The organism is Vibrio sp. 10N.261.55.C5 (assembly GCF_041470505.1).
Taxonomy (GTDB): Bacteria; Pseudomonadota; Gammaproteobacteria; order Enterobacterales; family Vibrionaceae; genus Vibrio; species Vibrio crassostreae_C.
The window spans coordinates 1-22,232 of record NZ_JBFRMS010000067.1 but is presented as its reverse complement, the minus strand read 5'-3'; the positions used below and the strand labels follow the sequence as shown (position 1 = coordinate 22,232).

General features: G+C 42.3%; 17 protein-coding genes, 2 pseudogenes and 1 riboswitch. Of the genes and pseudogenes, 14 read left to right on the top strand and 5 right to left on the bottom strand.

Features of this window, described 5'->3' with window-relative positions:
• The first annotated feature begins 4 nt into the window (after positions 1-4).
• The 3 genes from AB4263_RS21770 (at position 5) to AB4263_RS21760 (ending at position 4,517) form a co-directional block, all read left to right on the top strand.
• The gene (locus AB4263_RS21770; protein ID WP_372098885.1) at positions 5-1,252 is read left to right on the top strand and encodes an ABC transporter permease; all 1,248 of its coding nucleotides are present in this window, start codon (positions 5-7) and stop codon (positions 1,250-1,252) included.
• Positions 1,249-2,415, top strand: coding sequence for an ABC transporter permease (locus AB4263_RS21765; protein WP_372098884.1), 1,167 nt, complete (start codon positions 1,249-1,251; stop codon positions 2,413-2,415). Before AB4263_RS21770 ends, AB4263_RS21765 begins: the two co-directional genes overlap by 4 nt.
• A 560-nt stretch (positions 2,416-2,975) precedes the next feature.
• On the top strand, positions 2,976-4,517 hold the full coding sequence (locus tag AB4263_RS21760; RefSeq protein WP_372098883.1) for an alanine/glycine:cation symporter family protein: 1,542 nt from the start codon (positions 2,976-2,978) through the stop codon (positions 4,515-4,517).
• 143 nt (positions 4,518-4,660) lie between these two features.
• On the opposite strand, the pseudogene AB4263_RS21755 reads toward AB4263_RS21760, so the two are convergent.
• Positions 4,661-4,887, bottom strand: a pseudogene (locus tag AB4263_RS21755) (hypothetical protein).
• A gap of 322 nt (positions 4,888-5,209) precedes the next feature.
• On the bottom strand, positions 5,210-5,944 hold the full coding sequence (locus AB4263_RS21750) for a chromosome segregation ATPase (RefSeq protein ID WP_017059725.1): 735 nt from the start codon (positions 5,942-5,944) through the stop codon (positions 5,210-5,212).
• A 609-nt stretch (positions 5,945-6,553) separates the two neighbouring features.
• Positions 6,554-6,673, top strand: a riboswitch (glycine riboswitch).
• A gap of 128 nt (positions 6,674-6,801) precedes the next feature.
• On the opposite strand from AB4263_RS21750, the gene AB4263_RS21745 reads away from it, so the two are divergent.
• The 4 genes from AB4263_RS21745 (at position 6,802) to AB4263_RS21730 (ending at position 11,863) form a co-directional block, all read left to right on the top strand.
• Entirely contained in the window at positions 6,802-8,172 is a 1,371-nt protein-coding gene (locus AB4263_RS21745) for a sodium:alanine symporter family protein (RefSeq protein WP_017066272.1), read from the top strand.
• Between the two features lie 385 nt (positions 8,173-8,557).
• On the top strand, positions 8,558-9,319 hold the full coding sequence (locus AB4263_RS21740; protein WP_372098882.1) for a transcriptional regulator: 762 nt from the start codon (positions 8,558-8,560) through the stop codon (positions 9,317-9,319).
• Positions 9,320-9,365: 46 nt separating this feature from the next.
• Positions 9,366-9,827 (top strand): hypothetical protein, encoded by a 462-nt coding sequence (locus tag AB4263_RS21735; protein WP_372098881.1) that lies wholly within the window; start codon positions 9,366-9,368, stop codon positions 9,825-9,827.
• A gap of 560 nt (positions 9,828-10,387) precedes the next feature.
• A complete protein-coding gene (locus tag AB4263_RS21730) occupies positions 10,388-11,863 on the top strand; it encodes an aerolysin family beta-barrel pore-forming toxin (protein WP_372098880.1) in 1,476 nt (491 codons plus the stop codon).
• Positions 11,864-11,969: 106 nt separating this feature from the next.
• On the opposite strand, the gene AB4263_RS21725 is transcribed toward AB4263_RS21730, so the two are convergent.
• Entirely contained in the window at positions 11,970-12,605 is a 636-nt protein-coding gene (locus AB4263_RS21725; protein ID WP_017058961.1) for a LysE family translocator, read from the bottom strand.
• A 296-nt stretch (positions 12,606-12,901) separates the two neighbouring features.
• Here AB4263_RS21725 and AB4263_RS21720 point away from each other — a divergent pair, with 296 nt between their 5' ends.
• Both AB4263_RS21720 and AB4263_RS21715 read left to right on the top strand, forming a co-directional pair.
• On the top strand, positions 12,902-14,374 hold the full coding sequence (locus AB4263_RS21720) for a carboxypeptidase M32 (protein ID WP_372098879.1): 1,473 nt from the start codon (positions 12,902-12,904) through the stop codon (positions 14,372-14,374).
• A 330-nt stretch (positions 14,375-14,704) separates the two neighbouring features.
• On the top strand, positions 14,705-15,616 hold the full coding sequence (locus AB4263_RS21715) for a LysR family transcriptional regulator (protein ID WP_017069525.1): 912 nt from the start codon (positions 14,705-14,707) through the stop codon (positions 15,614-15,616).
• Between the two features lie 529 nt (positions 15,617-16,145).
• Here the strand turns inward: AB4263_RS21715 and AB4263_RS21710 are convergent.
• Positions 16,146-16,424, bottom strand: a complete 279-nt coding sequence (locus AB4263_RS21710; protein WP_102321458.1) for a hypothetical protein — start codon at positions 16,422-16,424, stop codon at positions 16,146-16,148.
• A 391-nt stretch (positions 16,425-16,815) separates the two neighbouring features.
• On the opposite strand from AB4263_RS21710, the pseudogene AB4263_RS21705 reads away from it, so the two are divergent.
• The 5 genes and pseudogenes from AB4263_RS21705 to AB4263_RS21685 form a co-directional block, all read left to right on the top strand.
• Positions 16,816-16,977, top strand: a pseudogene (locus AB4263_RS21705) (carboxypeptidase M32); the annotation flags it as partial.
• A gap of 481 nt (positions 16,978-17,458) precedes the next feature.
• Positions 17,459-18,664: a DUF1611 domain-containing protein gene (locus AB4263_RS21700; protein ID WP_372098878.1), complete on the top strand. Its 1,206-nt coding sequence runs from the start codon at positions 17,459-17,461 to the stop codon at positions 18,662-18,664.
• Positions 18,661-19,797 carry an alanine/ornithine racemase family PLP-dependent enzyme gene (locus AB4263_RS21695; RefSeq protein ID WP_372098877.1) on the top strand — a complete coding sequence of 379 codons (1,137 nt, stop codon included), beginning with the start codon at positions 18,661-18,663 and terminating at the stop codon, positions 19,795-19,797. The genes AB4263_RS21700 and AB4263_RS21695 overlap by 4 nt, the downstream gene beginning before the upstream one ends.
• Positions 19,754-20,119 (top strand): type II secretion system pilot lipoprotein GspS-beta, encoded by a 366-nt coding sequence (gspS2, locus tag AB4263_RS21690; RefSeq protein ID WP_016796828.1) that lies wholly within the window; start codon positions 19,754-19,756, stop codon positions 20,117-20,119. The genes AB4263_RS21695 and gspS2 overlap by 44 nt, the downstream gene beginning before the upstream one ends.
• A complete protein-coding gene (locus AB4263_RS21685) occupies positions 20,120-20,350 on the top strand; it encodes a hypothetical protein (RefSeq protein ID WP_004735670.1) in 231 nt (76 codons plus the stop codon).
• A gap of 164 nt (positions 20,351-20,514) precedes the next feature.
• Here the strand turns inward: AB4263_RS21685 and AB4263_RS21680 are convergent, their stop codons facing one another.
• On the bottom strand, positions 20,515-21,111 hold the full coding sequence (locus AB4263_RS21680; RefSeq protein WP_372098876.1) for a tyrosine-type recombinase/integrase: 597 nt from the start codon (positions 21,109-21,111) through the stop codon (positions 20,515-20,517).
• Positions 21,112-22,232 lie beyond the last annotated feature (1,121 nt).

Sequence of the window (22,232 nt, the reverse complement as noted above, 5' to 3'; positions counted from 1 at the left end):
ACTTATGTCTGCTAACTCTCAATATACTGGATCGCAATCTAGAGGCTCGCAATCAACTGAGCATCATAGAGCGAAGAATACCTTGCTTAGGCAGTGGGCGATTGTCCGCAAAGACAAATGGTTGTTGTCTTGCCTAACTTGGATCCCTTTGCTGCTTGCTGCCAGTATCTGGCTGATTTTTTCACAAGGGATCGCTCGTGACTTACCGGTTGCAGTTGTTGACTTGGAACACAGTCAAATCTCGCAACAGTTCACACGTCTTGTTGATGCGTCACCAACGCTGCAAGTCACTCAGAAATACAGCTCTGCGAGTGATGCGGCAAAAGCGATGATCGAACGCGATATCTATGGTTATGTTGTGATACCAAGGCACTTCGACCGAGACCTTCTGCTCGGCTTGAATCCGCAAGTGTCTTTATTCTATAACAGCCAATTTATCTTAATCGGTAAGCTGGTGAACTCCGCGTTGCTGCAAGCTCAAGGGACTTTTAACGCGCAACTTGAAGTCGTGAAACAACTGTCACACGGTGATACCACGGTGCAATCCGCATTAGGCCAAGCAGTAACGGTACAAAGCCAGATCACGCCGCTGTTTAACAAGAACACCAGTTATGCTCAGTTCTTGGTGTCTGCGGTTATTCCTGCACTGTGGCAGATCATGATTGTGGTGGGCACGATATTGGTTTTGACGGCGAACGTTAGAGCTCGTGGGCTTCACGCTTGGTTATCCAACGCCCCTATGAAGTCACTCGCATCAACATTAACGCCCTACCTTGTCTTGTTTTTGATGTTTGGTATCGCGTTTAGCTTTTGGTTCTATGTGCTCTTAGACTGGCCATTTAACGGCAGCTTTGTGGCATTGACCATTGCCCAACTGCTTACCGTCATCAGCTGTATCATCATGGGTTGTTTGTTTTTCTTCTTAACACTTGATCCTGCAAGGGCGATGAGTTTCGCTGGCGCGTTTACGGCACCAAGTTTTGCGTTCATGGGCATTACCTTTCCAGTAACAGATATGAACACGGCAGCTCAAATTTGGAGAAGCTTATTGCCCGTGAGTCATTACATCGAAGTACAAACGGCGCAGTCTAGTTATGGTGTGAGCGCAGCACAGTCTTTGATCAGCCTCTCCTCAATGTTGTGGTACGCAGTCCCTGCTTTCGTGGTGATGTTGTTGATTAAGAAACACTTGGCGCAATCACCACGATATATATCGTCAAAACAAGCAGAGCAACGAGGAGTAAAACAATGAGCTTTACTCAACTGCTGAAACAAGAACTGTTAGCGGCACTTCGCAACCCTGTTGTATTGCTCACCGTATTCGGCGGCGTGGTATTTTATTCATTCTTATATCCATTGCCTTACGCAAACCAAGTACCTCAACAGCTTAAAGCGTCCGTTGTGAATCTGGATAAGAGCCAAAGCAGCTACCAATTAGAACGTATGGTAGATGCCACCTCTCAGATCGAATTGGTCCGTCGAGACTCCACCATCGCCGATGCGAAACAAGCCGTGCTTAACCAAGAGATTGGCGGATTCCTTGTCATTCCAGAAGATTTCTATAAAGACTTGTTGCTCGGTAAGAGCCCGACACTTTCTTACGCTGGTGATGCTTCTTACTTTTTGGTCTACGGAACCATTGTTGAAGGGCTTGCCAAGGCCGGTGGTACGTTAGCTGCGCAAGTTAAGGTCAGCCATTTGTTAGTCGAAGGTGTGCCTTTAGAATCGGCAGCCAAAGGCTACAGTGCATTCAGCTTGAACCTGAAACCAACGTTTAATAGTCGCATGGGATACATCGATTACGTAGTTCCAGCCGTCTTTGTGTTGATCCTGCAACAAACCTTAGCCATGGCTTCAGGTTTAGTTGGTGCAACCCAAAATGCTCAATCGACATTTGGCTACTGGAGTAAGACCTCTCCAGCGAAATTGATGCTTGCCCGCTGTTGTACCTTAGTCGGCATTTATTACCTGTTGTCGATGTACTATTTCGGCGCTAGCTTTTCGATGTATGGGATAAACCAGCTCGCCTCAACAACACAGATCTTAACCTTACTTCTGCCCTTCTTACTGGCCAGTTGTTTGATCGGGATTTTTATTGGTGAGTTAGTGCCACGAAGAGAGCTAGTCACGGTTGTAGTGTTAATCAGTTCAATGCCACTGATCTTCTCTTCAGGTTTTATCTGGCCAGTTGAAATGATGCCTGAATGGTTAGTTCTGTTATCACAGCTATTCCCAAGCACACCGGCTATCCAAGGCTTCTTAGCACTTAATCAGATGGGTGCATCTTGGCAAGAAGTGGCATCTCAATGGACATTACTCTGGGGACAAGTTTTGTTGTGGGGTTCGTTATTGGCACTTAAGCTCTACCACAAATCCAGCAAAAGCACGGTTGGCAATAGTGATCGAGCCGTTTAGTTTTATGTGCTATCGGAAAGTAGTCATGCTTTCCGCTCATCAAAAAAGCTCTTATAAAGGGCTTTTTTAATATCCTAAGATCCGAATACACTTTCAGCCTTAGAATGTTTATACACCTCGAAAACATATCGAATACTCGAAATCCCCTACGCGCCCTCTATGTCCCTCCAGCCCATCACTCTGAATTCTCCTTCACCCGACTCTATAGCAGCTACTGCATATGCTTTTCTCAGCATAAAAAGCATCGACTTATTCCCAAATGATGACAAAACCCGAACAACTGTAAATTTATTGTAAAAATTTCTTTGTTGGCATTATTTTTATGTATAGGATTATCAGTAGGACTTGGTAGCCCGAATGCCATAGTCTTATTGGTGCACATACCAAAAGGATATCCATACAAAGCAAGATCAGTACTTATATTTATTTCGTTTTTCGACCTAGCTACAGCCGTTTATGTTGCCGTCGAATGAAGTAGATAAACCACTGAGATATACAAATCAAATAGAAAACAAACACAACAGCAACAAACATAATTTATTAAAAAGACAGGGAAAACCATGAAAAACATACGTGAATTATTTTTTGGGTTTATATTATTGTTTAGTTCCAGTGCATTTGCAGAAGAAGGATCATTTAACCGAGCTATCAGCAACTTAAGTCAAAGTGTTGATGGTTTTTTCAACGAATACACAGGTTGGTTCGTTGGGCTGATATTTAAAAGTGTACCGATTGGTGAAGCTAACTTCCCAGTGATTGTTGGCTGGCTGTTGCTCGCTGCGATCATCTTCACTGTTTATTTTGGCTTTGTTCAATTTAAACGTGTCGGCATGGCGATAGACATTATCAAAGGTAAGTATACCGATCCTAACTCTAAAGAGGACGGCGAGGTTTCTCACTTTCAAGCGTTAACAACGGCGCTTTCTGGTACTGTCGGGCTTGGTAACATTGCCGGTGTAGGTGCTGCACTTGCGATTGGTGGCCCTGGCGCGACATTCTGGATGATCTTGTGTGGCCTTCTGGGTATGGCTTCTAAGTTCTGTGAGTGTACCTTAGGTGTGAAATACCGAACTATCCTACCTTCAGGTGTTGTTTCGGGTGGTCCAATGTACTACCTAAGCCAAGGCCTGGGTGAAAGAGGTTTAGGTGGACTAGGTAAAGTGCTCGCTATTGGTTTCGCATTAATGTGTATTTTAGGCGCATTGGGCGGCGGTAACATGTTCCAAGCTAACCAAGCACACGCCATGTTAACTTACGCATTTGATGTACCAAGTGAATACGGTGTGATCACTGGCCTTGTACTTGCCTCTTTAGTTTTCTCTGTGATTGTTGGTGGTATGCCTTCTATCGCATCGGTAACAGAAAAAGTTGTTCCTTGGATGGCTGCTCTGTATATCGGTATGGCTCTGATTGTTATCGGTTCTAACCTTGATCAAGTTGGCCCTGCGTTCAGCGCAATCTTTACAGGTGCATTTACTGGTGAAGGTGTTGTTGGTGGATTTATTGGTGCGCTAATTCAAGGCTTGAAACGTGCAACATTCTCGAACGAAGCAGGTGTAGGTTCAGCAGCTATCGCTCACTCAGCGGTTAAAACAAAAGAACCAATCACCGAAGGTCTAGTATCACTATTAGAACCGTTCGTTGATACGGTAATCATTTGTACAATGACCGCATTGGTTATCACTATCGCTGGTTTAAACGTAGGTCCATTCGATGGCTCTGGTTTAACGGGTGTAACGCTGACTGCTGCATCGTTTACTGAAACGGCAGAAGTATTCAAATACACACTCGCTCTCGCAGTAATCATGTTTGCGTTTTCTACCATGATCTCTTGGTCGTACTACGGTCTTAAAGCTTGGACTTACCTATTTGGTGAAGGCAAAACAACGGAGCTGATTTTCAAAGTGATGTTCTGTGTGTTTGTTGTTATTGGTGCCACGATTCAATTTGGTGCGGTAATCGACTTCTCTGATGCGGCTATCTTTGCGATGTCTATCTTCAACATTCTTGGTCTGTACTTCTTGATGCCAGTTGTGAAGAAAGAACTACAATCGTTTGTTGCTCGTGTGAAATCAGGCGAAATCAAAACGTATGAGAAATAACGTTTAGTGGAATGAGGTTTTGCTCTAGTAGCTAACTGCATTCTAAGAAACGACACAGCTCTAAAAACGAAACTGTTCTAAAAATTTTTGTAAGACCCTTTGCTTGAGAAAGCGAGAACAGGACTGCAACTTATCCAAAATCCCTACCAGCTTGGCTTGTGGGGATTTTTTATGTCTGAACGATTAGGCGAATAACTACCTTCAATGCCCTGCTCACTCTTTTCACCCTTTTCACTCTGTTCATCATCGTGTTCAACATCGACACGACGAACCAACTCTTCTACTTTGATCATCTCTTTTGCGCTAATGGCGAGCGACAATCATCGAAACAATAAGCTATGGTGCAGTTCTCACAAAGATACTCTGGCATCACTCCATCCCTTGTCGTCAAAGCAGCCAAATGCGAGCTAGCAATCGACTGCGTGTTCATCCTGAACAACACTATTATGCAGCGACTCTGAGCTGAAAATATGTATGCAAAGTCATTTAATAGACAACAAGTAACATATCATTGTGGATATACGTAACTATTCACAAATATCTAAGCAAACAATGAAAACACGCAAATAATCAATAATGAGAAAGCACCGGATCTATGCTCTCGACAAACGCAAAACGCCCACATCACGTGTGTGATGTGGGCGTTTCAATATTTAGTGCAAAACTAACGTTAGGTTGGTAAAGCCTTCGGCTTATAGACCCATCTCTTCAGTGAGAGTTTTGATCTGTTTGAGGTCCATGGTGTGGACTTCAATCATTTGTCTTATATCACTCAGTCGAGAGTTAGCGTTATCTTGCTTCTCACACGCGTCAGATTTCGCATCCCATGATGTGCCATCTAAGTAAACATCACACGCTTTCTTAAGAGAACCAAGATTCTGCTCGAGTTGATCTCTTTCTTTCTCAAGTTTTTCAAGTTCTTGAGAAATCTGTAATTCTTTTCGGAAAACTTCACGCGCACGCTCAAACAAAGTCGATTGCATGTCAGCCTGACGATTAAGTTTCTGGTTGTCTTGCTGAGTTTGCTCTAACGTTTGCTTCTGTTCATTTAGCTGTTGCTCTAACGAGTAGTTCGCCTTCTCTAAAACCGAAGACTGCTTCGCTAATTCCTGGAGCTCTTTTTGATGCTCTTCCGTTTGTTTCACTAGAGCGGCTTCTACTTTCGCATCGATTTCGGTATCAACTTTTGCCACTTTAGTTTCAACGGATGTCATCAACTGTGCTCTGCTGTCATGCAGTTCTTGATAACGAGTTTCGAGTACCTGGTAAGTGGACTCCCACTTAGAAGCCGTAACTGTAGAACCAATTAAGCCACCCAGTGCTAAACCTATAACCGCAGCAATGCCGATATAGAGCTGACTGCGCTTATCGCGTTCTTCTATAACAACCACTTCATCTTGTTCGCTTTGTCCAGATTGCTGGTTCACTAGCGGGTACTCCCAAAAATTTATTTAACGTTACGCGGTCACTGACACGAATGCCAATACTGATTGTGAAGGCTCAGTTAAACCTATCGCTCAAGCCAGAAGCACTTAAGCTTTACTAACACATTCATCCCACCTGTTTACAGGCAGGCTTAACGAGTTAACTCCGAAATCATCAAGCTGGCAGTATACAAAAGGAAACTGCTAACGATAACTATCACTACCCATTTTTGCAGTTTTTCGTTTGTCCGGTAACGAAATAGTACAAATGCCAAAGCCAATAAAAAAACAATCGCTATTAGTCGAGTCATAACTCCTCCTTGTTTCTCTATTTTATACCATTTAAATAAGCAAGTTACGTCAGAGACTCGTTGTTTGATCATTTAGTTGAACAACATTTGTGCAAACAGATATTTTGTAGCTGACATCACATTTTATATGATCTAGGATACGCCTACAGATTACCTAATTATTTAGGTAATTGTTCCGATGAAGACTGCAGGAGAGTGGTTTTTAACTAAACATTAACATTTAGTTAGATTGACCCGCCGAAGAAGTAAATCTTTCAGGTGCTTTATGCTGGAGAAATCCAGAAAAGTGAGGACTGTCGTTGGAGGAACCTCTGGAGAGAACCGTTAGATCGGTCGCCGAAGGAGCAAGCTTAGTGCCCGTTACTTATCTATAAGTGATTCGCTAAGTGAAACTCTCAGGCAAAAGGACAGAGGAGTGGAAAGCAACAGCCTTAATTAACACAAGAATTCTATCTAGAAATCCGTATGTATTAAGTAGTGCGCCCGATCCCTGAGATCTGCACTGCCTTCCCTCTTCTCCTTAAATTTTTAATTTATTAAGGGGAATCTATGAACCACCTACAAGCTACACTACAAACCATCAACCAATTCGTTTGGGGACCACCACTGCTTATTCTGCTAGTGGGTACAGGTATCTATTTTACTTTTCGCTTAGGCTTACTCCAGTTTAGACACCTCCCAACTGCACTGAAAATGGTGTTCAGCAAAGACAAATCTGGTACGGGTGACGTATCGAGTTTCGCGGCTTTGTGTACTGCACTTTCAGCAACCATTGGTACAGGTAACATCGTTGGTGTAGCGACCGCAATCAAGATTGGTGGCCCTGGTGCCCTATTCTGGATGTGGCTTGCCGCTGTATTTGGTATGGCGACCAAGTACGCAGAATGTCTACTCGCCGTTAAATACCGCAGAACCGATAGCAATGGCGAAATGGTTGGCGGCCCAATGTACTACCTGCAATACGGTGTCGGCTCACGAATCTTAGCGGTAATGTTCGCTGTCTTCGCGCTCGGCGTTGCTTGCTTCGGTATCGGTACCTTCCCACAAGTCAACGCTATCTTGGACGCAACTCAAATCTCATTTGGCGCTTCGCGTGAGATGTCTGCTGTCGTTCTTACTATATTAGTGGCAGTGGTTACCCTTGGTGGTATCCAATCTATCGCTAAAGTGGCAGGGAAAGTTGTTCCTACTATGGCGGTTATGTACGTCGTCGCGTGTTTAAGCGTTCTGATTTCAAATGCCGACCAACTACTGAATGCCATTACCCTTGTTGTGACTTCTGCGTTTACCAACACAGCAGCAACCGGTGGTTTCTTTGGCGCGAGCATCATGCTTGCTATCCAATCAGGTATCGCTCGTGGTGTGTTCTCGAACGAATCTGGCCTAGGTAGCGCACCAATGGCTGCAGCAGCGGCTAAAACAGACTCATGTGTGAAACAAGGACTTGTCTCTATGACAGGTACCTTCTTCGACACCATCATCATCTGTACGATGACAGGTTTGGCGCTTATCTTAACGGGTGCTTGGCAGACTGATCTTTCAGGCGCTGCGATGACCACTCACGCATTCGCTGTTGGTCTGAATGCAGATACCCTTGGCCCTATGTTGGTTTCTGTTGGCTTAATCTTCTTTGCGTTTACAACAATTTTAGGTTGGAACTACTACGGTGAGCGCTGTGTTGTGTTCTTGCTAGGTACCAAAGCTGTGTTGCCTTACAAGATCATCTTCATTGCGTTGGTGGCTTCTGGTGCATTCTTAAAGCTCGACATGATCTGGATAATGGCTGATATCGTGAACGGCCTAATGGCAATTCCGAACCTAATCGGGCTTATCTTGCTGCGCCACGTTGTTATCGAAGAAACCAAGCTATTCTTCAAACCGTTGACGTCTTCACATGATTGTGAAGCAGTTAAAGCGTAAACTGAAGTGATTGAATACCAAGCCCGCACTCAACTGCGGGCTTTTTTATTTTCATCACATAGCGAAACGTCTTAAATTATTATGCAGCACATATGCCCTTATAAATAACAAGAATATTAAATCGACTACTATGCGATTTAATAAAGCAAATAGTAGACTACTAAAAAGGACACTAATAAAACCAACACTTAATTAGATATTACTTATATTTAACAGATTGTGTGTTGGTGTCAGGCGTTTTGTCACAAACATATTAAATTTCTTTTTTGTTTCAACGACACAAAAAACCAGAAGAATAAAACATGTGACTTTAATTCATATATTAGTCAGTTTATAGTCATCTACATTGTAGAGAGAATTATAATAAAAATAAAACGTTGGCTATATGATCAGATTCGACCCGATTAAAAACCGTATTTATAACGATGAACGTTCTATTAAAGTAGGATACCGTGAAACTCGGGTCCTGGAGTTATTACATAAAAACTCACCCGATATTGTTAACAAACAAGATATTATTAGCTTCGCTTGGGGAAACGAGTTCATAGGGGATACGTCACTAGCGAAAAGTATAAGTTTACTGCGCCAAGGGTTCGTTAGATTAGGCATCAAAGAAACCCCAATCGTCACCGTTCCTAAGGTGGGCTATCGCCTTATCGATGAGTGCGTGGTAATCGACTCCCCCATCAATAATGCAGCCACAACTCCCCTTGCTGATGCGAGCAACCTGATACCCGTCGGCAATAACGGTATTGCTATCGGTGCAGCTGTTGCAGTCGAACCTAAGCCTAACCCTAAACAAAGTTCGTCGGCTTACTTTCCCACTGCTGAAAACCGAAACAAGTTGTGCTACTTCACCACTGGCTGCTTACTGTTGGCATCAGCGTTATTGGCTTTTGCTAAGGTTAATGAGAGAAACCTCAGCGATATCAACCCCGTTAACCGGCTCAGCGAGCAATGGATAGGTCAAATACAAGTTTTCCAAGCCCCTGAAATGGCGATGACGCCAGAGCTAGAAAGCATTCTCTATCAGTATCAATGTGATTGCGTGGCGTACATTAGCGAAGAAGCGGAATATTCTGAGCTCTCTATTCTGAACAAAGCCACACGCAGTCCGTCAACATCTTTTACACGCCAACCCAACTAGATCAAGCCAGTACCGAACTGGCCCTATTCCTAGAAAGAGGTCAATTATGATGCCAATCGTTGCGCTCATTTCTGCATTCGTTTTATTGGTTGGCATATGGAGTATCCCTTCGCCCCAACCAAAAGAAGAGCATCGCTACCAACATAGCGTGGTGGACCTGATAGTGAATGACAATGTATTACGTACCGACGGATTAACGAAAATAAGTAACAACAAGGTGCTGCACCTGATGTCCGTTCAAGACGACAACATGCCCGACCCACTTGTTCTGCGATTCAGAGGAACAGCCCCTCCTTCTCAATCACTTTTCTTTTCTATTTCTGGCACCATTGACTTAGTCTCTGTGCAAAAAACAAATAAAACAATGAATGACAGCCGATTGGCGCCTTACCTGTTAATCAACAATGACCCATTAACGGTAAAGATTGATATCTTAAGTTCGAATGATTTATTTGCCATCATTAAAACGTGTAATACAGGCCGAACGCAACTTCTGGCCAAACGATAATTAGAGATAGTTTAACCACTAGCAACAAGTGCCCTATTATCAAGTAGCAAGCTTTTCCGATATTACACATAAAAAACGGATGGTTATTTTCATTATTTTATCAGTAATACAATTATTACAGTCTTCCTTACTTTAAGTGTTTGCATTTTAAAACCGATAGCAAAGCAAAATATTCAAGTTAGATTTTTACTCTTTGTCAATCACTACCTGCCCACCTTAAAACTACGAGTATTGTGAATGGTTATACCTGTTCTTCTAATTAACCATTCATACAAACGCCAAAAATAACGTCAAATAATTTTGACGTCTAAGCCCGAATAATGGGCCTTCATTTTTCTAAAAACGGTTTGAGCCCCATCAAACAATTTACGTTCAGTTGCATACTCTTTCACCGTAAAAACACTAATGACAATACAAGCCATTGAATTAACTGGGTAATTTAATTCAACCCTTTTCAGTATCTATCTATTTATCAACATGAAAAAGTGAACTTGTCTTGTTAACTGCACGGCACACAAAACATTATCAAAATAGAAAAATTACAAATGAGGGAATTGTTAATGATCACAGTAAACAGAAGTCTCTTAGCAACCGCAGTGTTGTCTGTTCTATCAACCGGTGTAAATGCGAAGATTTACCCAGACCAAATAGTGTTTGACCAACTTGGTGAAGATGTCTGTCGCTCTGGTTATCGTCCTATAGACCGTTATGAAGCAGAAGAGCAGAAGAGTACTTTGGTCGCTCGCATGGGCACTTGGCAGATCACCGGGTTAAAAGGAAACTGGGTAATCATGGGGCCGGGTTATCATGGCGAAATTAAGCAATCAAGCAGTGGGTCAACGTTCTGTTACCCAAACAACGACCAATCTGAAATCCCTACCTATTCCGCCAAATCGGTTCAGGAAGGCAGCGAAATCGATGTTCAGTATGAATTAGTGAACAACCGTAACGACTTTGTACGCCCATTAAGCTACTTAGCCCACAACCTAGGTTACGCTTGGGTTGGCGGTAATAACAGTCAGTACGTGGGCGAAGACATGACGATAAAGCGCTCTGGCAACAGTTGGGTAATACAAGGAAATAACAATGGCTCTTGTAGCGGCTATCGCTGTGATGAAAAAACCAAAATCACCGTCGACAATTTTGCCTACACCGTTAACGACGACAACTTTTGGCATGGTGATGTTGTCGAGTCGGATCGTGAACTAGTGAAAACGGTTTACGCGACGGCAAGAAACAACAGCAACATCGCGCAACAAGTGGTGGTAGACCTAAAAGTAGACGAATCAACAAACTGGTCGAAAACGAACAGCTACGGATTCTCACAGAGCGTTCAAACAGAGAACACATTCAAGTGGCCTTTGGTTGGCGAAACTAAGCTCACCGTTAAGTTCGAGGCTAACCAAAGCTTCGCTGAAACAAATGGCAACTCCACTAGCGAACAAGTAACACTTCAAGCTCGTCCTATGGTTCCTGCGAATTCGGAGCTACCGATTCGAGTTGAGCTGTATCGTTCAAGCATCTCTTACCCGTACCGATTCAACGCCGATATTAGCTACGATGTTGAATTCAACGGCTTCCTTCGTTGGGGTGGCAACGCGTGGCACTCTCATCCAGATAACCGCCCGTACAAGGCTCATACCTTCACCATGGGCCGTGGCAGCAGTGAATCTGCCGACATTCGCTACCAATGGGATCACCGTTACATCCCAGGTGAAACTAAATGGTGGGATTGGGGCTGGGCGATTAAAGAAGCTGGCTTATCAAGCATGCAATACGCGACTGGCGGAAGCTTACGCCCCTTCCACTCTTACGTGTCTGGAGATTTCTACGCTGAATCTCAATTTGCAGGTACTATCGAAATTGGACAAGCAACACCAATTACTAACAATCTACGCAGCAAAAGAAGTACTGATTCCGTCAACGAATCTACTGAGCGCATTGGCGACATCGAAGTTACCACCAACTTTAACGCCGATGAGTTGAGTGACTTAGGTTTCGAAGGTGCTGAGATGAACATTAGCGTCGTTGAATAACTGCGCTGTAGAATAAGATCGGTACAAAGATCTACCAGTAATAAAGCACAAAGCCCACGACACATCGTGGGCTTTCATATATTCATGTTCAACTGAAAACGGTGAACTACACAGGCTCTTCCATCAGAAGCTTAACACCCAGCCCAACCAGCACCATGCCCGTCACGCCTTCCATCCACTTCATAAAACTCGCGTTTTTGAGCAAATTTTTAGCCGAGTTAAGCGCGCCAGCCAAACCACATTGCCATACCATCGCAATCATAAAGTGTACCGAAGCCATCAACATAGATTGCAATAAAGGCGAACCTTCAGGGTTTACAAATTGAGGTAAAAAGGCCAGATAGAAAACTGCTGTTTTTGGGTTAAGAACGTTAGACAGAAAGCCTTCACGCAAAGAACGCTTTGCACTGTAAGCCTGCTGAGCTTGTTCTCCGACCTTCAAACCGCCACCGTTTTTCATCAACGCTCGCAAACTGCTTAAGCCAAGCCAGATGAGGTAAACCGCACCTACCATCTTAACGGCTTGAAAGAGTTCAGCGGATTGGGCGAGGATTGCAGATATACCCACAGCAGAGAAAAACGCGTGTACATACAAGCCGCTACAAATACCAAAGCTCGTCATACAACCGTCAGCTAAGCCAGAGCGGCTAGTATTGCGAATCACCAAAGCCGTATCTAAGCCCGGCGTTAGCGTTAAAATAGTGATGGCAATTAGAAATGCCTCAAAGTTCAAAATATCCATATCATTGTCATTTTTGTTCAGCGATCTATCATCAATACCGTGTATCTGAACAATTCGCAAGCAACAATTGCCACCAGCTATACAACTCACTGATTTTGTGCACAATAGAACAGTTTGATTTGTTAAGAAATAGTAAATTCAAGGCATCGTACCGCCTCATGCTTTTCTCGCTATATCTTCGACTGCGAAGGTCGGCGTCATTAAAAAGCAAAGCCATAATCAAAGTACACGAGATGAACCTTAACGCTGACGCAGCCCTAAGGATCATTTAAAGAAACCAAATTAAGAGTAGTCAAATGAGCGCATTCAAAAAACTAGTCGAACACTCTCAAAAATGTTCACGCTTTCAACACCTAGCTTCTATTTGTGGTTGGGACCAAGCTTCAATGATGCCAGCAGGTGGTAACCAAGCTCGTAGTGAAGCGATGGCCGAGCTTTCTGTTCATATTCACGGCTTAATGACTCAACCACAGCTTGGCGATTGGATTGCAGACGCTGAAAATGAAGCGCTGAACACTGAGCAACAATCGTCACTTCGTGAAATAAAACGCCAGTGGCAACAAGCAAACCTACTTCCAGAAAAACTGGTTGAAGCGAAATCTCTATCGGGTTCAAAATGTGAACATGCGTGGCGTAGCCAACGCGGTAACAACGACTGGGTTGGATTCGAAAAGAACTGGCGTGAAGTGGTTGAGCTTTCTCGTGAAGAAGCGCAGGTTCGCGCAGACGCAGCCAATCTAACGCCTTATGATGCGATGCTGGATATTTATGAACCGGGCACCAGCTCTACTTCACTTGATACCCTATTTGCAGACGTTAAAACTTGGCTTCCAGGTTTAATTGATGAAGTGATCGAAAAACAATCGAGCGAGCAATTTAACGCACCATCAGGTATCTATTCGACCGAGAAACAGAAAGCACTGGGTTTAGAAGTCATGAAGCTGCTTCAGTTCGATTTTGAACACGGCCGATTGGATGAAAGTGTTCACCCATTCTGTGGCGGCGTGCCTTCAGACGTGCGTATCACAACACGCTATGACGAAGCGGAATTCGTTCAAAGCTTAATGGGTATTGTGCATGAAACAGGCCACGCACGTTACGAACAAGGCTTACCAAAACACCTAGCAGGACAACCAGCGGGGGAAGCTCGTTCTATGGGCATTCATGAATCTCAATCTTTATTCTTCGAGATGCAAGTCGGCCGCAGCGACCCGTTCATTGGACACTTAGCGAACTTGGCTGGTCAGCAATTCTCAGGCTCAGAATTTGAGAAAGAAAACTTCCAGAAGATCTACACGCGCGTGAAGAAAGACTTCATCCGTGTCGATGCTGATGAACTCACCTACCCTGCACACGTTATCCTGCGTTACGAGATTGAGCGTGACTTGATCAACGGCAAGATCAAACACACTGACGTGCCAGAGTTATGGAATACCAAGATGCAGTCTTACCTTGGTTTAAGCACTCAAGGCAACTTCACTAACGGCTGTATGCAAGACATCCACTGGACAGACGGCGCATTTGGTTACTTCCCATCGTACACATTAGGTGCGATGTACGCGGCGCAGTTCATGGCTTCAATGAAGAAAACGGTAGATATAAACTCTGTGATTGAAAGCGGTGACCTATCCCCTATCTTCACTTGGTTAGAATCAAACATTTGGAGCAAAGGCAGCCTGCTGACCACTGATGACTTGGTGAAAGGTGCAACGGGCGAAACCTTGAATGCGCAATACTTCAAAGACCATTTGAGAAGTCGTTATCTGTAGATAAAACGCCCAACTACATTGAAGGTTTCTACTTGCAGAGCTTGCTGTGTAAGTAGAACCAAGCTGAAAAAAGCATAGTACAAGTATTGTAAGTCAAAAGTCACAATTATGGCTGAAGGGTAGCTTTGGTTCTAACTAGAAAAGGGGCACTTCTGAGTTACGAAGTGCCATCTGTGAAGGTTCTGGACATTTCCGAGTTGCGTTTTATCTAATTTAGTAAGTCATGAATTAACAGAAGTATGGCAACTCGCTTAGTCGAGTGTCCAGTATCACTGGTGCAGATCAGTTATCATATTTTAAGTAAATCACTCTAGAAAGGAAGTGAAACCTATGAATTTTAGTTTTGAACAACTTCTCGCGTTCGTGACCGTTTATGAACAACTCTCGTTTAGCAAAGCCGCGGTCAAACTCAATAAGCACCGAACTACGATAGGGCAGGTGATTACCAACCTTGAAGACCAACTAGCGGTCAGTTTGTTTGAACGAGTGGGGCGTTCGGTAGAGCCAACTGAAGATGGTCACCTTCTTTATCACAATGCTAAATTAACCATCGAGCAAGCGCGTACTTTCGATAAATTGGCGCTAAGCCTCTCTTATGGTGGATTAGAAAGCGTCAACATCGCTTATTCTAGTGTGATTCCTCATCGCGCTTTGGTTGAAATCCGCCAGCAATTTCTTCGCGATTTTCCGCTAATGCGCGTGAACTTTTTTGTTAGGAATAAACAGGACATCAAAAGAGGCATAGATAGTGGCGAATACCATTTTGGTATCGTCAATGTGCATGACCGTCAGGCGATGTATAGCTTTGATGCTACTTTCCTTGGGCATTTCGAATTTCTCCCTTTTGTTCAAAAAGGTGGAGATCTATCTAGGTTGGAGAAAAGTGCAGTCTTGGTGGCTCTGAAAAACAGCAAACAATTTGTCTTACGATCTTTTATTGAAGAAGGTATGTCAGAGAAGATTATTTACAGCTCAGACAATGAAGCAATCGATCAACTTGCCCTAGTGATAAAGATGGTCGAAGCGGGGTTGGGTTGGGCGTTACTGCCTAAAACCTTTGCTAATACTGAGTTTGCCAATCATGCTATTGAGCCAGTTGAAGCCGATGAGATGCTAGAGGGCTTCAAGTTTGGCTTCGCGCTTTGGTGTCCACATTCCAAACAAATTGTTGATATTAAAAAGTCGTTAATCACCGTGATAAACAATTATCGCAAGCGATTTGAAGATGGTCTCCGTCGTTAACTCATAGACTCATCCAATTTTTTAACAAGGTTCAATTAGAGCCTTGTTTTCGTTTCAGTTAACTTTAAGTTCGAGTTTTGATGGATTACACCCTTTATATAGGAGTGTGAGGTATCAAGCTGACTATCTCTTCAGTCATGTCACTTTCCCTGTACCTTTAAATAATATAAAAGATATCATACAGTTTGTTGTGATTTTACCCCCAGCCCGTGAAGATAAAGTGACTAAATGGTTGATGTGATACATAGCAATTGTTCACAACTAAAGTTCATAAGGATGGATGACTTTTAGTAGGGAAAATGTTCGCATCCTAAACGATGTAGAGTATTCAATCTAAGTGATTTTGGGGCAGATCTGAGCTAGCAGGCACTTTGCAAGAAAAGCGCCACGAGTAAAGCTTCAGGCTTATGAAGCCTCTGGAAATTTCCGTTTTAGCAAGATTGCCAATTAAGCAAAGCATGAATTAAAAGGATAGAAAAAGTCGCTTACGTGATTGTCAGGGATCATTAGACCACTACAACTTCAATTGTCAGTTATAACTAAAACGGCACCTAGCCTTTGAGCAAAAAACCCTATATAACTCATCCCCACCTTCATGCACTCTTACTCGAAAGAAAAAAATACTCTTCCCTCCCTCCTCATACGCGAGAGCTAGCTCAGCATCATCTCTTATCAAACCTTCAGCTACTAAGTGAACTTCTAATGCATCGAGTGCTTTTTCTTCTAAGGCTTTATCGTGAATTGGTTTAAAACCTCCAAATGAAAGGGAAGAAAAAAAAAGAGCAAAAACAAAAAAAACAATTCGCATAACTATTCCTTTTTTATTAGTTCAATACTAATCCCAGTTTAGTAAGAAATTAAGATTGTCGCAGCAGTGAAACTAAATAGATAGCTCTCGTTTCATGCAATTAAAGTCGGAGTTCATCATTCTTATTATGGTAAATGGGTAAATTAGCTACCAAAAACAACCCTCAGACCTCCTCAAACGCTCTCAGCGAGGATTTTGGGCTTGTTCAAGGCTATGCTCATACTACCTTGTATGTGTGTGACTCTTTCAGTGCGATTTACAGAGCAAAAACTAGCGAATTCGTTTGAGTCAAGAACTGTACTCTGCCCCCACTTTTCGTACTTTGTGAGTTAAGTCGCCCCGTTAGCAAGAATTTGGACAGCCGCAACTACCTTAAAATGCAGGTCACATTCTCCACTGGACGGACGGCGCATTCGGTTACTTCCCACCTTACACATTAGGTGCGATGTACGCGGCTCAGTTCATGGCTTCAATGAAGAAAACAGTGGATGTGAACTCAGTGATTGAAAGCGGTGACCTATCCCCTATCTTCAATTGGTTAGAATCGAACATTTGAGAAGTCGTTACCTTTAATGGAATAAATTGATAGAGGCTGATCAGTTTATTGATTCAGCCTTTTTAATCACATTTTCAAAACATACTTAGATTGATTTGAAGGTTTTATCCCTTCATCGAACTTAACAATCACGGAAGATTCTGGTACCTACTAGCACGAAATTGGACAAAAACGCGTTAAACTCAAAACTCTAATTCACTTAACTAATATTAGAAAAAGTATCTTGAAACCTTAAAGCTGAGAGGTTGATACGGCGACGTTGAACAATGAGTCTTAGATCTCTAATCAATCACGTTAGTATGGGTGAAGCCTGAAAGTGATAGACTTAGAAAGCGTATTAATAATAATCAACAAAAGTCTGGTGAGTGTGTTATCTTGGTTGTTATCCCTACCGCTTAGTGGGGACTTCTTTTCTTTTCCGAACTCACATCTCGGCACTCCTTAGTTGCCCTCCTAAGCCTCACCGCAGGCTTTAATTATGTCCATTTCAACCCAAAAGTTAAGAAACATCTTCAAACTCACTAGAATTGAAAATGTAGAAATCAACAACGATGTACCCCACTTCGCACCTTGGTTACCACTTGCTCAGAAAGTAAAACCTGTCATCCCTTCTGCGATTATATATTGCGAAGGTAATTTTGGTAAAATTGATGGTAAAACCGCTAATGGGTTAGTGAGACATTCGTTAAGCTATCGTATTCTATCGGTTATTGATAGTGAGTCTGCTGGCTTAGATGCTGGTGAAGTTCTTGATAACAAAGCCAATGGAATACCTATCCTTGCTAATGCTGAAGAAGCTATCATTCACGCAGAAAGCATTCCTGATTACTTCATTTTTGGCATTGCGCCATCAAGTGGCTTTTTATCTGACTTAGATAAAAGCATAATTTTAAATGCCATGTCACTAGGAATGAACATCGTAAATGGCTTACATGAATTCCTAACCGATGATCCTCTATTTTTAGAAGCCAGCTTAAAGAATAACGTTCGAATATTCGATACTCGCAAACCCAAAAATAAAGGCGATCTGAAAACGTTTATCGGGAAAATACACAACGTTAAATGTCCGAGAATTGCTGTCATGGGGACGGATTGCGCGCTAGGAAAACGAACAACAGCAACAATATTAACGAATGAACTGACTAAAAAAGGCCTTAACGTCGTTCTGATTGCCACCGGTCAAACAGGCACTATGCAAGGCGCACAATACTGCGTTGCACTCGATGCTGTTCCTTCACAATTTTGTGCCGGTGAGTTGGAATCTGTCATTGTACAGGCCTATGAAAAAGAAAACCCGGATCTGATTATTATTGAAGGGCAAGGAGCCTTGAGTCACCCTGCGTTTTCAACCAGCGCTTTTATCTTACGTGGCAGCTGTCCAACGGGTGTGATACTGCAACATGCCCCTAAACGTTTATATCGTAGTGATTTTCCTGATTGCCCAATGCCTTCGATTGCCTCAGAAATCAATCTTATCGAAACGTTTTCTAATACCAATGTTATTGGACTAACACTGAATCATGAAGATATGTCGTTGGATGAAACACGCAGTGTGATAGACAGTTACACTACCGAATTTGGTCTACCTGTTACTGATGTCTTGTCACAACCTGTCGAACATCTGTTGCACATCGTAACGTCAGCTTTCCCTAAAATAGAAAGTAAACTGGCCGAAAAAGGGTGAACTACCCTAGGTTAGACATCGATTGTGGGAAAGTTCACCATAACGCTCAATTCCTGATTACTCAGCTCTCACTGAAAAATATATCCGTTACGCCTGTAACAAAAGCCTTCCTCGGTCACCCTATCATCGCACAAGTTCTTATTGATGCTGGCGCACCAATGTTAGCCGATTCAAGAATCGAAAATCTTCAAAAGATGACTGAATCTGGCATTTCTATCCCCAAAATGCTGATACGTACACCCATACTCAGTCAAGTGGCGAGCATAATAAAATACAGTGATATGAGTTTAAACTCTGAAGTTGAAGTGATTCAGAGGCTTTCACATGCAGCGGAACAACAAAATTGTCGTCACGATATTATTATTATGGTTGAGCTTGGCGATCTCAGAGAAGGTGTGATGCCTAATCGCGTTATTGATTTTATCCGTGAGATTATTTCTTTACCAAACATCACGATAAAAGGAATTGGTACGAATTTAGCTTGTCGGTATGGTGTCGCTCCAGATGACAAAAATATGAATATTCTTTCTGATCTTGCCGATGGAATTGAAGCTACATTTGGGATCAATCTAGAAATTATTTCAGGGGGTAATTCTGCTTCAGTTAACTGGGCTCTTCAGAGAACAGGCTTAACTCGAGTCAATCACCTTCGTATAGGAGAAGCAATTTTTTTAGGCTGTGAGCCTTTAGAGCACGAAAATATCAAAGGCTTACATACGGATGCGGTTTCTTTGACCGCTGAAGTGATTGAATCCAAGACTAAACCGACTTTGCCTTGGGGGAGTCGGGGGTTAAATGCTTTTGGTGAAAAAGAAAACCTTCAAGATAGAGGGGAGGTCTCACAAGCTATTCTAGCATTAGGCCGCCAAGATGTTTGTGTCGGCGGGCTTAAGGCTCCGAATGGGATTAAGATCATGTCTTCAACTAGCGATCACCTTGTCCTTGAATCCTCACAGAAACCACTACTTGTAGGGGAAAAAGTCACATTCAGTTTAGATTATAGTGCGCTCTTATCTTCTATGTCTTCACGTTATATCCATAAATATTTTAAGGCACCTAAAGGGAGAAGAAAGGAAGAAGGAGCGTATAATGCTACGAACAACTGTAATTCTCTTCGTCAGTGTCATGCTTAACGGTTGTCAGATAAGCCCAATAAAATCTAATGGGCTTGCCGATTATAGAGCGACGGTTATCTCAAGCCAACTTCCACAAGAGTTAGGCTCAATCACACTCGTAAATGCTCAGTCAGAGGGCAATAGTGTCACTCTTGTTTTCATAAAAAAGAAAACTTTGAATATGGACCGCTTAGTAGAAAAAGTCGCCGTTAGTTTTTGTGACAACATCGAAATAAGACCACTATTAGAGAGTGGGATCTCTTATCGAATCATTACCTTAGGAAAAAATGAGAAAGTAGAAAGCCTTAACGTCATTTCTCTAGCTAAGTGCTCTAATTGAATGCTTAGCAGTCGAATGGATAAAAGCCAATACGAGTTGTTCAATGTACTCAATGACACTATTTTATTGAGGTTTGACCGCCTTACGCCTTGGGAAAAAAACTTTATCACAGAGTTACACCATAAGGTCGTAACTAGACAACTCATTTCAATTAAACAAAAACAGCTTGCTTTAAAAATTTCAATGAAAGCCTATAAATCAAAGAAGAAAAACGCGCGTTCCAACGTTTAATTTAAGCTTGTGTATACCTAATCTGTTCAAGGTCCTCTAAACCTTGGACAGATTAGTAGTATTTGCACTTAACGTATTGAAAATAATCAAGTGTAGCGGTGAATGGGTAACAACTTTCAGCGTAATAGCAATTGAAACACCTAAGTATTTAGGTTCCTTTTCGATTAACACTCAGTACCTTCTGAAAGCAACAATGCATCTTCTAATTCAACCCCAAGATAGCGGATTGTATTATCTACCTTGGTATGACCAAGTAGTAGCTGCACCGCTCGGATATTTTTCGTTTTTGCGTAGACTAACGTCGCTTTTGTTCGCCTCATCGAGTGAGTGCCATACAAGTTAGGATCCAACCCCAGATTAGAAGCCCATCTCCTCACTAAGTATCGATAGTACGAATAGCTAATCGGTTGTTGCTTTCGCCTTTGGCTTGGGAAAATAAAATTGCTGTCATGTAGCGAAGCCATCAAAATCCATTTCATTAGACTCTGTTGAGTTCTTGTCGTTATCTCAAATTGAACTTCAATATCTGTTTTGCGCTGGATATGCTTAACGCGGTTAAATATCCTATCTTGCGAAGATACATCGCAAACTCTGAGAACGAGCAAATCACTTGCTCTAAGTTTGCTATCAATAGCTAAGTTGAGCAACGCAAGCTGCATCAAATTATTTTCAATTTCTAATCTGGTTCTGATCCGCCAAATTTCCTCAAGCCGAAAAGACTTTTTGACGCCACTTCGTTTCGTTTTGTTGAAAACTACCATGATGACCTCCTTTTTAATTTGGTCATCACGATTGTAGTTGGAAGGAAATGGACAAAAGCGTGTCAGTGATTTTACTAATTTAGTAAACAATGAATTACTACAAGTATATAAAGTCGTTTAATCAACTTCCATGAGTGATGTCAATCTGAGTGATATGTCGGCCAAGCACAGCATTTTTGTGAATCGTTGTATTTTTATCACAGGTTTATCCAATACAGTCCCGCTTTAGACGTAAGAAGCTACGCTGCTATCAATTCATTAGGAGCAACATCTTATGACTATTAGATAAAACCGACATTAACGTTGAACTTTATGAAAACAATACATCAAGGTTTGAACTGGCAACTTAATAAATACGCTTTCATTATGTAATGATTTTACTTACAAAGTCATACTGTCATAGACAAAAGATTCCGCAATAATACGTCAAATGGTATGAGTTAAAACTTATATGGCGGTTCGTATCATTGGTGTTAAGTTTGGCTACACCAATTACGCAAACTAAAAAAATAGTGCAGAAAAGCTTTCGATAACATTAGCTTCAATATTCCAGGGCTGTGTCTATTTTTGCATTGCGATTGGCCATCTTCGATAACATCAAGATGTGGCCTACACTAAAACTTCAGGGTAACCAGCACTCTTTCTTTAACGCTTACCGAACTAGTTGTCCAAATTTAAACAAGTGGACTCGATATGAGAGCAAGTGCGCCTAATGAGAGAGCACTCGTCAATGGAATGAACGTCAGTGTTGAATGCAAAGGCGATAAGATATTGGCCACCATTTTAGCTGATAAGTGATATACAAAATGTAGCTGGCTGAGAACACATTAAAGTTATCTTTAATCACACTCGTCAGTATTCTATCAGGGAGTTTGTTTTGGGTTTTGTGACGGCACTATTGTAAAAATACTATACGTACCCTATTTTTGAATCATCGTGGGCAACGCTTGGAACTAATATTTCTGTCATGGGGGCAGGCAAAAAGGAAACAATAACTTCCATCATCGTTTTTAATTAAGACATACATATACCTTAATTAAAAAAATTGGCGCGTTCTAATATGCGCCAGATAAAGAGATCTATAAGATACTTGAAGAGTCTATGGGCTTTGTTGCGTAATT

Coding starts and splice junctions, on each gene's coding strand:
- AB4263_RS21770 (WP_372098885.1), top strand. CDS start 5: ATGTCTGCTAACTCTCAATATACTGGATCGCAATCTAGAGGCTCGCAA.
- AB4263_RS21765 (WP_372098884.1), top strand. CDS start 1,249: ATGAGCTTTACTCAACTGCTGAAACAAGAACTGTTAGCGGCACTTCGC.
- AB4263_RS21760 (WP_372098883.1), top strand. CDS start 2,976: ATGAAAAACATACGTGAATTATTTTTTGGGTTTATATTATTGTTTAGT.
- AB4263_RS21745 (WP_017066272.1), top strand. CDS start 6,802: ATGAACCACCTACAAGCTACACTACAAACCATCAACCAATTCGTTTGG.
- AB4263_RS21740 (WP_372098882.1), top strand. CDS start 8,558: ATGATCAGATTCGACCCGATTAAAAACCGTATTTATAACGATGAACGT.
- AB4263_RS21735 (WP_372098881.1), top strand. CDS start 9,366: ATGATGCCAATCGTTGCGCTCATTTCTGCATTCGTTTTATTGGTTGGC.
- AB4263_RS21730 (WP_372098880.1), top strand. CDS start 10,388: ATGATCACAGTAAACAGAAGTCTCTTAGCAACCGCAGTGTTGTCTGTT.
- AB4263_RS21725 (WP_017058961.1), bottom strand. CDS start 12,605: ATGGATATTTTGAACTTTGAGGCATTTCTAATTGCCATCACTATTTTA.
- AB4263_RS21720 (WP_372098879.1), top strand. CDS start 12,902: ATGAGCGCATTCAAAAAACTAGTCGAACACTCTCAAAAATGTTCACGC.
- AB4263_RS21715 (WP_017069525.1), top strand. CDS start 14,705: ATGAATTTTAGTTTTGAACAACTTCTCGCGTTCGTGACCGTTTATGAA.
- AB4263_RS21710 (WP_102321458.1), bottom strand. CDS start 16,424: ATGCGAATTGTTTTTTTTGTTTTTGCTCTTTTTTTTTCTTCCCTTTCA.
- AB4263_RS21700 (WP_372098878.1), top strand. CDS start 17,459: ATGTCCATTTCAACCCAAAAGTTAAGAAACATCTTCAAACTCACTAGA.
- gspS2 (WP_016796828.1), top strand. CDS start 19,754: ATGCTACGAACAACTGTAATTCTCTTCGTCAGTGTCATGCTTAACGGT.
- AB4263_RS21685 (WP_004735670.1), top strand. CDS start 20,120: ATGCTTAGCAGTCGAATGGATAAAAGCCAATACGAGTTGTTCAATGTA.
- AB4263_RS21680 (WP_372098876.1), bottom strand. CDS start 21,111: ATGGTAGTTTTCAACAAAACGAAACGAAGTGGCGTCAAAAAGTCTTTT.